The sequence below is a fragment of the Luteibacter sp. P1_D3 genome (genome assembly GCF_056406135.1).
Window position 1 is genome coordinate 1 of the sequence record NZ_JBFUAT010000023.1, and the last position, 12,351, is coordinate 12,351.

Annotated in this window: 10 protein-coding genes, 2 tRNA genes and 1 pseudogene; 7 read left to right on the plus strand and 6 right to left on the minus strand. The window is 62.4% G+C overall.

All coding sequences use genetic code 11. The features are described from left to right. The 4 genes and pseudogenes from AC1DYM_RS15055 to AC1DYM_RS15070 form a co-directional block, all read right to left on the minus strand. Positions 1-258 (minus strand): annotated as a pseudogene (locus AC1DYM_RS15055) (hypothetical protein); the annotation flags it as partial. Then, complete coding sequence (locus AC1DYM_RS15060) at positions 255-1,070, minus strand: TrbG/VirB9 family P-type conjugative transfer protein (RefSeq protein WP_477339653.1); 816 nt, start codon at positions 1,068-1,070, stop codon at positions 255-257. The pseudogene AC1DYM_RS15055 and the gene AC1DYM_RS15060, both read right to left, overlap by 4 nt. Next, positions 1,071-2,183, minus strand: a complete 1,113-nt coding sequence (locus AC1DYM_RS15065; RefSeq protein WP_071924975.1) for a VirB8 family type IV secretion system protein — start codon at positions 2,181-2,183, stop codon at positions 1,071-1,073. A gap of 22 nt (positions 2,184-2,205) precedes the next feature. Beyond that, the gene (locus AC1DYM_RS15070; protein ID WP_477339655.1) at positions 2,206-2,754 is read right to left on the minus strand and encodes a hypothetical protein; all 549 of its coding nucleotides are present in this window, start codon (positions 2,752-2,754) and stop codon (positions 2,206-2,208) included. Between the two features lie 1,032 nt (positions 2,755-3,786). Between AC1DYM_RS15070 and AC1DYM_RS15075 the strand changes: the two genes are divergently transcribed. The 6 genes from AC1DYM_RS15075 (at position 3,787) to AC1DYM_RS15100 (ending at position 9,308) form a co-directional block, all read left to right on the plus strand. Then, a complete protein-coding gene (locus tag AC1DYM_RS15075; RefSeq protein WP_071924977.1) occupies positions 3,787-4,296 on the plus strand; it encodes a CinA family protein in 510 nt (169 codons plus the stop codon). A gap of 98 nt (positions 4,297-4,394) precedes the next feature. Further along, the gene (gene recA, locus AC1DYM_RS15080; protein WP_046966154.1) at positions 4,395-5,435 is read left to right on the plus strand and encodes a recombinase RecA; all 1,041 of its coding nucleotides are present in this window, start codon (positions 4,395-4,397) and stop codon (positions 5,433-5,435) included. Further along, positions 5,422-5,928, plus strand: a complete 507-nt coding sequence (locus AC1DYM_RS15085) for a regulatory protein RecX (protein ID WP_477339658.1) — start codon at positions 5,422-5,424, stop codon at positions 5,926-5,928. The genes recA and AC1DYM_RS15085 overlap by 14 nt, the downstream gene beginning before the upstream one ends. A gap of 71 nt (positions 5,929-5,999) precedes the next feature. After that, positions 6,000-8,633, plus strand: coding sequence for an alanine--tRNA ligase (gene alaS, locus AC1DYM_RS15090; protein ID WP_477339660.1), 2,634 nt, complete (start codon positions 6,000-6,002; stop codon positions 8,631-8,633). A gap of 302 nt (positions 8,634-8,935) precedes the next feature. Beyond that, positions 8,936-9,139, plus strand: a complete 204-nt coding sequence (gene csrA, locus AC1DYM_RS15095; protein ID WP_046966111.1) for a carbon storage regulator CsrA — start codon at positions 8,936-8,938, stop codon at positions 9,137-9,139. Between the two features lie 76 nt (positions 9,140-9,215). Then, positions 9,216-9,308, plus strand: a tRNA-Ser gene (locus AC1DYM_RS15100). Between the two features lie 91 nt (positions 9,309-9,399). Here the strand turns inward: AC1DYM_RS15100 and AC1DYM_RS15105 are convergent. Further along, on the minus strand, positions 9,400-10,527 hold the full coding sequence (locus AC1DYM_RS15105) for a serine hydrolase domain-containing protein (RefSeq protein ID WP_477339662.1): 1,128 nt from the start codon (positions 10,525-10,527) through the stop codon (positions 9,400-9,402). 157 nt (positions 10,528-10,684) lie between these two features. Beyond that, positions 10,685-10,761 (minus strand) — tRNA-Pro (locus AC1DYM_RS15110). A gap of 169 nt (positions 10,762-10,930) precedes the next feature. On the opposite strand from AC1DYM_RS15110, the gene hisS reads away from it, so the two are divergent. Beyond that, positions 10,931-12,316, plus strand: a complete 1,386-nt coding sequence (gene hisS, locus AC1DYM_RS15115) for a histidine--tRNA ligase (protein ID WP_477339663.1) — start codon at positions 10,931-10,933, stop codon at positions 12,314-12,316. Positions 12,317-12,351 lie beyond the last annotated feature (35 nt).

Consider the following 12,351-nt stretch of genomic DNA (forward strand, 5'->3'; position numbering starts at 1 on the left):
CCAGAAGGCAACGACCACGAGAAGCACGACGATACCGGCAAGCAAGCCGAGCGCGCTGCGGTTCATGCGACGCATATCGTTCGTGGTCAGGTGTGGCGCACCGCCGTCCAGATCGGGCTGCGGCGCCTGACGCTGCTGGTTGGAATACGGATTGCTCGCCAACGGATCGCGCTCACCGGCGTGATGCTCACTCGGCGGCGGAACGTGGTTGTTGCCGTTGGACTCGTCGTCCGGCTGATAGGGATTGTTCGGGCTCACTTCTTTGTGTTCCTTCGCAGGCCCACGACATTGTCGTCGTGACGAATAACCAGGTAGTTGTAGGTGCCATGGACCACGATCGTGTTGCCTTCGACCGTGGTGTTCACTACCGAGTCTTCTCCGTGTTCTTTCTCGCGCATGTAGATCGTCGGGAAGTTACCTGTCGGGAACTGCTTGAGATCCGGCATCTTGATGTACGTGAAGCGGCCGTCGTCATAGACGTTGATCGGCACGAGCCACGGAGCGACTTTGCGCGACTTGGAAAAGTCGTAATCGAAGTTGTAGTCACGGCCCTTCACGAGGTCCGTATCGAGCTCGGGGGTTTCCTCCACTTTCTTCGACTCGCTCATGAAGCTCGTGTCGGCGGGGTAGGTGAAGGTGACCTTGTACTGCACGCCGGCGCGACGGGCCTGGTCGAGCGTTTTCCAGTCCGTCGCGACGACCTTCAACTCCAGGATGTAGGAGTGAGTAGCCGTGCGGATCATCATGTTGGTGTCGACGTCGACGTTCTTCGGCTTGATGTAGAAGACGTTGTCGCGACGCGTGAGATCCCAGCCGCTGCTGAAGCCCGTGCTGTAGTCGAGGATCTTCTCGTTGGGGCTGAGCTCGATCTGCGTGGTGATGCCGAGGCCTGTCCGTACCGTGTAGATCCGGTCGGGCTGGTACTCGTAGGGCTGTACGGCGATCGCCGTTCCCGTGGCGGACGGTGCGGGCGTGGTGGTCGGATTGGTTTCCGCGGAGGCCACGGTCAGGACACCCGATAGGGCGAGTCCCAGACTGCAGGCCAGTCTCAGCTTGCTGGAACGGTTCATTTAACGGCGCCCTCCATTGGCGGCGCGGGTCACGGGACGGGCCGCGGGCGGTGCGGCTTGCGGATACGGAGCGGCCGGCGCTGCAGCCTGTGGCTGCGTGGCGTAGCCCCCCTCTGAGGGAATGGGCGAGGGTGGAATACCGACCGACTGCTGGAGCGGAATGGCCTGGGCCTGCGGTACCTGGCCGGGCACTGCGGCGGGTGCCTGCGGCGCGTAGCCGGTGGGCACCCCTGGTTGCTGAGCAGGTGCGACACCGGGAGCGCCCGGTACCTGCATGGTGGGCGCGCCGGGCGCACCACCCTGGACGGGGACGCCACCCTGGGCGGGTGCGGCGGCATTCATCGCTGCGGCGTTGGCCGCTGCATTCGGATCCGTCGACTCGGCAGGCGGCGGCGAGCCGTAGTCGTTATCGACACGGTAGCCCGTCACCTGGAAGCCCAGCGGATTCTCGATCCGGTTCTGGTCATCCATGCGCAGGTTGGGTTTATAGGTGAAGGAGATCGTGGCGATCTTGGCGTCGAGCGGATAGGTCGACCCGTTCACCTTGTCGAACACGTTGCGCTGGAAGCGAACTGTCGCACCCTTCGGCGTCTGGCCGTTCTCGCCACCGATCAGGGAAAGGCTGAGGATCTTTACCCGGATCGCGCGCGACTTGCCGTAGATCTTGTAAGGACTCTGTTCGTTATTCGCCGCATGCAGGTTCATGTACGCCTGCGCCACATCAGGCGCCGCCATCGTCAGGACCGTCGGCCAATCGCGCAGGTTGGTCAACGCGAGGTCATACGCTTCACGCGCGAGTACGAAGTGCGCGACGTTACTGCGGTTGACCGCTTCGCTAGACGTGATCTGGCGATTCACCACATCGTCGGAGAGGCGGGACAGCGAACTCGTTCCGGAGTACGCGTCAGCGAGGATGAGGTACGGGACCTTTTCCTTCATTGGCATCATGTAAAAAATGGTGCCGCCGAGCATCAGCGAGACGGCGACCGAGCAGCCCGCGACGATCCACGCACGCTTTTCGCTCCGCTTCGCCAGGTCGGCGACAGTGACTTCAAAGCTCACGCTCTGCGCAACGGCCTGGTCGATCTTCGGTGAATTCTTCTTCTTGAGCATCGGATAGCTGTCCTGTCGTCGCTTACTTGGCGTCCGCGTTCGCGACGACGTGTCCGTCGTTGGCGGGAGCGGCGGCAGGTGTGGGTTCGGGTACGGAAGCCGGGACCGGAGCGCTGGGCGCGGCGACCGATGCCGAGGCCGGTGGCGCTGCAGGTGCTGGTGCAACGCTGGCGCTCACTTCTTCCACGACGAGATCCGAGCCATTGACCGTGACGGCGACGCCTTGCGCGCCGTAGATCTTGCTCAGCTGTGCCGTTGCGTCGCGCAGTTCCGTGGTGTGGATGCCGGACGCCGCGCGCGTGAGGCTGAAATCCGAACGAAGACGGTATTGGAGCTTCAGCCCCGTGTCTTTCGTCCAGCGGGTCAGCATCGTCTTCAGTGTGCTGTCCATCGGCGCTGCGTAGTACGTGTACGGCAGGGCAAGCGGAATCTCGACCACTTTGTCGTCGTACTTGTTGACCGGCTTCCAGCTACCGCCGAAGTCCTTGGCGGCGGGCGTACCGCAGGCGGAAAGGAGCATGGCGAGTGCGGAGACAAGGCCGAGGGCGAGGGGATTCAGGGTTCTATTCACGCTTGGCTCGTAAGTCATCGAAAGCAAAGGGAAAAACGCAGGCAACAGACACCGCGGCTCCTCGCCGTAGGGCGAAGCCGGAAAGCGTTTACAGCGCTACGGATTGAATAAGGGCGCGAGCCGGGGGAGCGAATCGGCAAGCGATCTGTCGGCGTGCCACCACGCGATAGGCGTGGCTTGAGCAAAATCCCTGGAACAGACTGGAACGGCGGGCCAACCGGCCCCGAGCGACATGCAAATCATCCATACAACATCCTGTACGAGCGCAGAGCGCCCTTGCATAACGTGCCAGCGAAGAATGGTCGCGCGCATCAGGAGCGATGACGATATCGCCTACCTATAGTTGCGTCTTACCGACTGTGTATCCCCACCCCTTTTGCAGATCCCTGTCTGCGCCGTAAACATAACGCAACAAGAAATTTCTGACTAGTGGTGCATGTGCGTGTTTTTGCGGCTCTTGTCACACATTTCTGGCATGTAACATGCGTGAAACGCGCTCCGACGGGACGCACGTCACTGCACAACTGTGCAGTGGCGCACTCAATTGCCGCAAATGTGTAAAGCTCGTGAATGTTGCCATTGAAACCATTTCGTGCTCTGCCTCCCTGTTTCGCAAGTTGCCATTTTTTGGTGTCAGGCGCGCTACACGCTGATGTTTTCAATGTGTTGAGGATCACGATCGAATGTCGTGCGTGGCGCGAAAAGCTGGAGTGGTGAGATGGTGACTGAATGAACCGCAACGGATGAGTGGCTCTGGCTCGTCGAGCTGTGTAGGTCTTGTCTTCGAGATGCGCGGGCGCAGCCGAGTACCCAACGTGGAAAGCGGGTTGGGTRCGTGGCGTCGCCCGAAGCCAATCAAGGATAGGCAAAATAGTGCCAACAACAAGTTGTCATGGTAGCGGCGCCACGCCATCGCAACAACGCCAATCCACGTAGAAGTTTTCTCAAATAATCACTCTCGCGGCTCGTGGCCGCATCGACATCGCTAAGCCCCGGGAGTAGAACCTCTCCCTTTCCCCACAGGACCCGCCCATGGATTCGCCAGCCATCCCCTCCGACGCCGACCTCATGGCGCTGGCCCAGGACGTCGCTACCGCTGCCCAAGAGCGCCGGGTCATGGTGGCGACGGCCGAGTCGTGTACCGGTGGCTGGATCGCCAAGACCCTGACCGACCTGGCCGGCAGCTCGGCGTGGTTCGAGGCGGGTGTCGTTACTTATAGCTACAGCGCCAAGGAGTCCCTGCTGGGGGTAAACCCGCGCACGCTCGAGCGGACGGGCGCCGTGAGTGAGGAGACTGTCCTCGAGATGGTTTCCGGTGCCCTGGCCCGATACGGCGCGGGCGTGGCGGTGGCAGTCACCGGTATCGCGGGCCCGTCCGGCGGGACGCCGGACAAGCCGGTGGGAACGGTATGGATTGGCTGGAAGCGTCGGGGTGGGTATGCGCGTGCCGAGCTCTTCCACTTTTCGGGCGATCGCGAGGCAGTTCGCCGACAGACGGTGGCCCGCGCACTTGCTGGAATGACCTCCGAGCTCAGGGGCTGAGCTCGGTCCCCTGTGGCACACTTGGCGATTGCGGATCGCAGTCCCTGAGACCACGGTCGGGCAAGATACCTACCTACACACGAGACCCGGATATGACGATGGACGACAATAAGCGCAAGGCGCTGGCGAGTGCCCTCGGCCAGATTGAAAAGCAGTTCGGCAAGGGTGCCGTCATGCGTCTTGGCGATCGCGCCGACGATGCGATCGACACGGTGTCGACCGGTTCGCTCGGCCTGGATATCGCCCTGGGTATCGGTGGCCTGCCGCGCGGTCGTGTCGTCGAAATCTACGGTCCGGAATCCTCGGGTAAGACCACGCTGACCCTGCAGGCAATCGCTTCCTGCCAGCGTGCCGGCGGCACGGCGGCATTCGTCGATGCCGAGCACGCCCTCGACCCCAGCTACGCCGAAAAGCTTGGCGTGAACGTGGCCGACCTCCTGGTCAGCCAGCCGGATACGGGTGAGCAGGCTCTCGAGATCGCCGACATGCTGGTGCGCTCGGGCGCGGTGGACATGGTTGTGGTCGACTCCGTCGCCGCGCTGACCCCGAAGGCGGAAATCGAAGGCGAAATGGGCGACTCCCACGTCGGCCTGCATGCCCGACTGATGAGCCAGGCGCTGCGCAAGCTCACCGCCAACATCAAGAAGACCAACTGCCTGGTCATCTTCATCAACCAGATCCGCATGAAGATCGGCGTGATGTTCGGCAGCCCGGAAACCACCACCGGTGGTAACGCGCTGAAGTTCTACGCCTCGGTCCGTCTCGACATCCGCCGTATCGGTGCGGTCAAGAAGGGCGACGAAGTCATCGGTTCGGAGACCCGCGTCAAGGTCGTGAAGAACAAGGTGGCTCCACCGTTCCGCCAGGCCGAATTCGAGATCCTCTACGGCGAAGGTACCTCGCGCGAAGGCGAGATCATCGAGCTGGGCGTGCGCGAGAATCTGATCGACAAGGCGGGCGCCTGGTACAGCTACAAGGGTGACCGCATCGGCCAGGGCAAGGAAAACGTCCGTCAGTTCCTGCGCGACAACCCGGCCATCGCCAACGAAGTCGACGCCGAGCTGCGCGCCCGTCTGTTGGTCAAGGCAGGTCCGAAGGCCGAAGCCTCGACCGAGGCCGACGAGCTTGAGGAAGTCTGATAAAGGCACGGGGGAGGGCGGCGGCAAGGCCGATCGCCCCACCCGTACCGCGTACGACAAGGCGCTCGGGTTGCTCGCCCGGCGCGAGCACTCCCGCCGCGAACTCAAGCAGAAGCTTGATCGCGGCGGTTTTGCTCGTGAGGAGACCACCGATGCCGTCGCCCGGCTTGGTGACCAGGGTTATCAGGATGACGACCGCTTCGCCGCGTCGCTCATGCGGAGCCGGATCGGGCAGGGCTATGGGCCGGCCCGTATTCGCGCCGAACTGCGTAGCCAGGGCATCACGGACGCCGTGATCCGCGAGCTGATCGAGTCCGCCGACGTCGATTGGCAGGATCTGGCCGCCAGCCAGCTGCGTCGTCGTTACGGTTCACCCTCGGCCGACCCCGCGGAACGGGTGCGGCGGGCGCAATTCCTCTTGCGTCGAGGCTTCGCCGCCGCCACAGTACGTGTTCTAACCCACGCCGATGCGGAAGACACCGACGACGATTGAAGGCAGTGAGCCTTGATTCTGGACGGAGCGTCTCCGCGACATGTCTCGCAGCGCCCAAGCCACGATAGCTCATGAAAACCGCCGAAATCCGTTCGACCTTCCTCGAATTCTTCCGTTCCAAGGACCACACCATCGTGCCCTCGGCATCGCTGGTGCCGTCGAACGATCCCACCCTGTTGTTCACCAACTCGGGCATGGTTCCCTTCAAGAACGTCTTCCTCGGCAGCGAAAAGCCGGGTTACGTTCGTGCGGCCGACGTCCAGCGCTGCCTGCGCGCGGGCGGCAAGCACAACGACCTCGACGCTGTGGGCTATACGGCCCGCCACCACACCTTCTTCGAGATGTTGGGCAATTGGTCGTTCGGCGACTATTTCAAGCGCGATGCCATCCGCTACGCGTGGGAACTGCTCACCGGGGTTTACAAACTGCCCGCCGAACGGCTCTGGGTCACCGTGTATCACACGGACGACGAGGCCTTCGACATCTGGAATAAGGAAGTTGGCGTGCCGGCGGACCGTATCGTCCGCATCGGCGACAACAAGGGCGCCCCCTTCGCTTCGGATAACTTCTGGCAGATGGCCGACACCGGCCCCTGCGGTCCGTGCACCGAAATCTTCTTCGATCACGGTCCCGACGTCGCAGGTGGCCCCCCGGGTTCGCCCGACGAAGACGGCGATCGCTACATCGAGATCTGGAATCTCGTGTTCATGCAGTTCGACCGTGCGCCGGACGGCACGCTGTCGCCGCTTCCCGCTCCCTGCGTCGATACCGGCATGGGGCTGGAACGCCTGGCTGCCGTGCTCCAGCACGTGCATTCCAACTACGAGATCGACCTGTTCGCCCACCTGATTGCCGAGGCTTCTCGCCTCACCGGCACGGCGGACATTTCGAACAAGTCGCTACGCGTCATCGCCGATCACATCCGCGCCTGTTCGTTCCTCATTGTCGATGGCGTACTGCCGTCGAACGAGGGCCGTGGCTACGTGCTCCGTCGCATCATTCGTCGCGCGCTGCGCCACGGCTGGATGCTCGGCGTGCGCGGTGACTTCTTCTGGAAGATGGTCGCGCCGCTGGTTGCCGAGATGGGCGAAGCCTATCCGGAAATCGCGAAGAAGCAGGCCTTCGTCGAGCAGGCGCTGAAGACTGAGGAAGACCGCTTCGGCGAGACGCTCGAGCACGGCATGCGCCTGTTCGACGACATCGCTGCGAAGTCGGGCCAGATCATTCCGGGCGCCGACGCGTTCAAGCTCTACGACACGTATGGATTCCCGGTCGACCTCACGGCGGATATCGCGCGTGAGCGCGGCATGAGCGTCGACATGGACGGCTTCGAGCAGTCCATGGGCGAACAGCGCGCTCGTGCCCGGGCTGCCAGTAACTTCGGCAGCAAGGCCCAGCTGCCGGCCGATGTGGCCAGCGCCGTGTCGCCGACGATCTTTACCGGCTACGACTCGCTCGAGTTGGCCGACGCCAAGGTCGTTGCCATCGTGCGCGACGGCAAGGCTGTCGACCGGCTTGCCGACGGCGAAGAGGCCTTCCTCCTGCTCGATCGCACGCCGTTTTATGCGGAGTCGGGCGGGCAGGTGGGTGATACCGGCATGATCCGCCATCCGTCCGGCGCCCTCGCCGTGCAGGACACGCAGAAGGTCGGTGGCGCGTTTTTTGCGCACTTCGGCAGCTGGCAGGGTTCGGCACCTCTGAACAAGGGTGATGTGGTCGGGGCAGCCGTGGACGCGTCGCAGCGCCAGGCCACCGTGCTCAATCACTCGGCCACGCATCTCCTGCACGCCGCGCTGCGCACGGTGCTCGGTGACCACGTGTCGCAGAAGGGCTCGCTGGTCGCGCCGGAACGCCTGCGCTTCGACTTCTCGCATTTCAAACCGATGACCGCTGACGAGCTCAAGCTGATCGAGCGCATGGTCAACGACGAGGTTCGCCACAACGCCCAGGCCGAAGTCCACAACATGGGCTACGACGAGGCGATCGAGTTCGGCGCGATGGCGCTGTTCGGCGAGAAGTACGGCGCCGAAGTCCGTGTGCTGAAGATGGGCAACTTCTCGACCGAACTTTGCGGTGGCACGCATGTGTCGCGCACGGGCGATATCGGCCTGTTCAAGATCGTTTCGGAGTCCGGCGTTGCCGCCGGCGTGCGTCGTATCGAAGCGGTGACCGGTGCCGGCGCACTGGCGCGTGTTGCCGATGAAGAGCGCGTACTGAGCGAAGTGTCCGGTTTGTTAGCGGCCAGCGGCGACGACGTGGTCGAGAAGCTTCGTCAGCTATTCGACAAGCAGAAGAAACTCGAACGCGAGATCGAATCCTTCAAGGCGAAGGCGGCCAGCTCGGCGTCGGCGGATCTTGCGACCTCGGCGGTCGATGTCGCCGGTATCAAAATCGTGGCCGCGCGTATTGAAGGTCTCGACGCCAAGTCGCTGCGCGATAGCGTAGACGTCCTCAAGCAACAGCTCGGCGATTGCGCGATCATTCTCGCAGGTGCGCTCGACGGCCGTGTTTCGTTGGTTGCGGGCGTTGGCGGTGCGGCGTTGGGTCGCGTTAAGGCCGGCGACCTGGTGGCCGAAGTGGCGTCGCGAATCGACGGCAAGGGCGGTGGTCGGCCGGACATGGCACAGGGCGGCGGCGTGGACTCGCCGGAGCTTCCGCAGATCCTTGCGGGGATCCCGGCCTGGGTCGAGTCCCGGCTGCACTGAACGAAACCGGCCAGCGTGAACGGGAGGGTGCCGTAAAGGCATCCAACCGGCCGTTTTGTCCTGTCGTGCGTTGCGCCCGCTGGTTTGGCTCGGCTAGTATGATCCGAATGCCGAAAGCATTTTTCGGCACCGATCCGCTGGATCGAAACAAAGGCAGGACAGCTGGTCAGCGACACACACAACTAGAGCCGGGGAAGGCAGCTCGGCCTTCGATGGTCGAAACGTCAACCATTGACGGCAAGCACTCGGGGTGAGTTGTCGTTGGTGGGGAAGCCAATACCTGATTTTATGGAGTATCAATCATGCTGATTCTGACCCGCCGGGTCGGTGAAACCCTAATGATCGGCGACGAGGTGACCGTCACTGTTCTGGGTGTCAAAGGTAACCAGGTTCGCATTGGTATCAATGCACCGAAAAACGTCGCGGTTCACCGCGAAGAGATTTACCAGCGCATCAAGAACGAGAACGATCCTGCCGGCCACACCGGGGACGACCAGGACCAGTAAAGCTCTTTACGGCTGAAGCAAGGACCAGTATCCTTGCTCGCTCGTTAAGGCACGTTCCTCAACGACGAACGTTCACGGAGAGTTGCCCGAGTGGCCGAAGGGGCTCCCCTGCTAAGGGAGTATAGGGTCAAAAGCCTTATCGAGGGTTCGAATCCCTCACTCTCCGCCAGTTTGCAAAAAGCCCTGTTTTTACAGGGCTTTTTTGTGGGCCGCAATCAGGCCACCAAGGCTGCCACCCGGAATTTCGGCTGCCGCCGATTTCAGTGCTGGCCGACCATGTACGCGTCGAGAATTCCCGCGACCAGCTTGTAAGGCTGCGACGCCTGTAGGTTTGTCAGTACGATCACCGTCAGGTGTTGATCGGGAACCGTGGTGATCCAGACGGCCGCACCCCCGCCGGTATGTATCGTCACATGTCCCTRCTGGCTATCGTGCATCAGCGCGAGACCAAAATCACCGGTTTTCCCGTCGGTCATGACGTACGGTCTGGCCATCAGTGCGAGGCTTGCGGGCTTGATGACCTTACCGTTCCAGAGCGCGTTTTCCCAGGCAGACATGGCCTCGATGTTGCCGCTCAGTCCTGCTGCGGGCATCAGCCACTCTGTCGCGATCTTCGAGCCAAAAGGGTGGATGCCGTCGGTCGAGAAAACCGGCGCACCCTTCTCGTCGAGTTGAAGTTTTGAGTGATCAGCCGTCGGCTGCAGTGCGGTATACAACGATGCACGACCGGGGATGAGCGTCCAGGTATCGCCCCACTGCAGGCCCGCGATGCCGAGCGGCTTCAGCAGCCGTTCGTTGATGTAGCTTTCGTACGGCATGCCACTGACGTGCGCGATGATGTCCCCAAGCAGCATGAATCCGGTTTGGTTATAGACCATGAAGGCCCCCGGCGCTTTGACCGGCTTCGTCCCAAGTAGAGCCATCAGGTCGGTGCGAGTCCCGGCAAGCGGCAGCACATTGACCGTATCGGCCGCCACATCGTCCGGAAGGCCTGAGGTGTGGGAGAGGCAGTGGCGGATTGTCACCGGGGTCCATGAGGCAGGAAGGTTCGGAAGGTACTTCCTGACAGAATCGTCCAGCGAGACTTTGCCCTGCTCTACCAGCGTCATGATCGCGACGGCGGTAAATTCCTTCGTCGTGGATGCGAGGGGATACAGGGTCGCATTCGTGGCTGGGACGTTCAGTTCGATGCTGGCAAGTCCGTAGCTCTTCTCGAGCACGACCTTGCCATCCTTGATAACAGCCACTGATGCGCCGGGTGTGTGCCGGGTAGCCATGTCTTTGGCCACGATCTCATCGACCTGATTTGCGGTGGAGGCATCTGCGTGCGCCACCTGTGCTTGCCAAAGCAGGATTGCCATCAGGATGCCGGTGCCGTTCCTACCCATGCTGATCCCCGTTCCGTTAGATGACTGAGGCATCGTAGGGGCGGGCGATAGCGTGCGCGTGTGCCGGTGGGCCTCCGTACTTCCGGCACACGGGCAAAAGAAAAAAGCCCTGAAAGCTCGCATCGCTGCGGTTTTCAGGGCCTTGCTCTTCGAATATTGGTCGGGGAGACAGGATTCGAACCTGCGACTTCTACGTCCCGAACGTAGCGCTCTACCAGGCTGAGCTACACCCCGACGGGAGCCGCGTATATTAGCCATGACCCTACCGATTCGCAACAGGTCGTCGCATCTTTTTTACAAATCGACGGCATCCGGCTTTGGCGCAGGGCTGGCAGGCGGCCATCTGTTAATCTAAGCGGCTGCCGCGTGGCGGCTCCGACTAGCCTGTCCCAAGAGGAATTGCATGGCACTCACCCCGGCCCGCACCATGCCTGGTGTCCTCGAGCTCCTTCCGCTCGACCAGATCGCCTTCCAGCGCATGCTCGACACCATCCGTCGCAACTACGAGCGGTTCGGCTTCCTGCCGATCGAAACGCCGGTGATCGAGCATAGCGACGTGCTGCTGACCAAGAGCGGCGGTGAGACGGAACGCCAGGTGTATTTCGTCCAGTCGACCGGCGCCCTCGGCGCGGCGGCGGAGAAGGGCGGTGTGCCCGAGCTGGCACTGCGCTTCGACCTGACGGTGCCGCTGGCGCGTTACGTCGCCGAGCACGAGCACGATCTCAGCTTCCCGTTCCGCCGTTACCAGATGCAGCGCGTCTACCGCGGTGAGCGGGCGCAGCGTGGTCGCTTCCGCGAGTTCTACCAGTGCGATATCGACGTGATCGGCAAGGACTCGCTGTCGGTGCGCTACGACGCGGAAATCCCGGCGGTCATCTACAGTGTCTTCCGCGAGCTCAACATCGGCGCCTTCACCATCCAGCTGAATAACCGCAAGCTGATGCGCGGTTATTTCGAGAACCTCGGCGTCAGCGATGCCGAGCAGCAGATGCTGGTGTTGCGCGAAGTCGACAAGCTCGACAAGCGGGGCGCGGACTACGTGCGCGAGACGCTCACCGGTGAGGCGTTCGGCCTGTCGGCGGACGTGGCGGACAAGATTCTCGCCTTCGTCCAGGTGCGTTCGACCTCCGTGAGCGATGCCTTCGCCAAGCTCGACGCCCTCGGTTCCGGTTCGGAGACCTTCGAGCAGGGCCGTGCCGAGCTCAAGGAAGTGCTGGCGATGATCCGCGACTTCGACGTCCCGGAATCGCATTTCGCCCTGAATCTTTCCATCGCCCGCGGCCTCGACTACTACACGGGTACGGTCTACGAGACGACGTTGAACGATCACCTGGGTATCGGTTCGATCTGTTCGGGCGGCCGCTACGAGAACCTTGCCGGGCAGTACACCAAGTCGCACCTGCCGGGCGTGGGTATCTCGATCGGCCTGACGCGTCTTTACTGGCAGCTCCGTGACGCTGGCCTGATCTCCACGGCACAGAGCACGGTGGATGTGCTGGTCACGCAGATGGACGCCAACCAGTTGCCGGCCTATCTGACCCTCGCCACCGAGTTGCGCAACGCCGGCATCGCCACCGAGGTCGTCCTGGAAGGCAGCAAGCTGGGCAAGCAGTTCAAGTACGCCGACCGTGCGGGCATCCGCTTCGTGATCGTCCTGGGCGAGGACGAGATTGCCAAGGGCGTCGTCACCGTGAAGGATCTTCGTCGCGAGGATCAGTTCGAAGTCGCCCGGACGGAACTGGTCAAAACCCTGCGTGTCGAATTAGCCCAGGCCGACATCGGTCGCTGAGCCGCTCCCATCCCCCACCTCCCTTTTGCACGGCC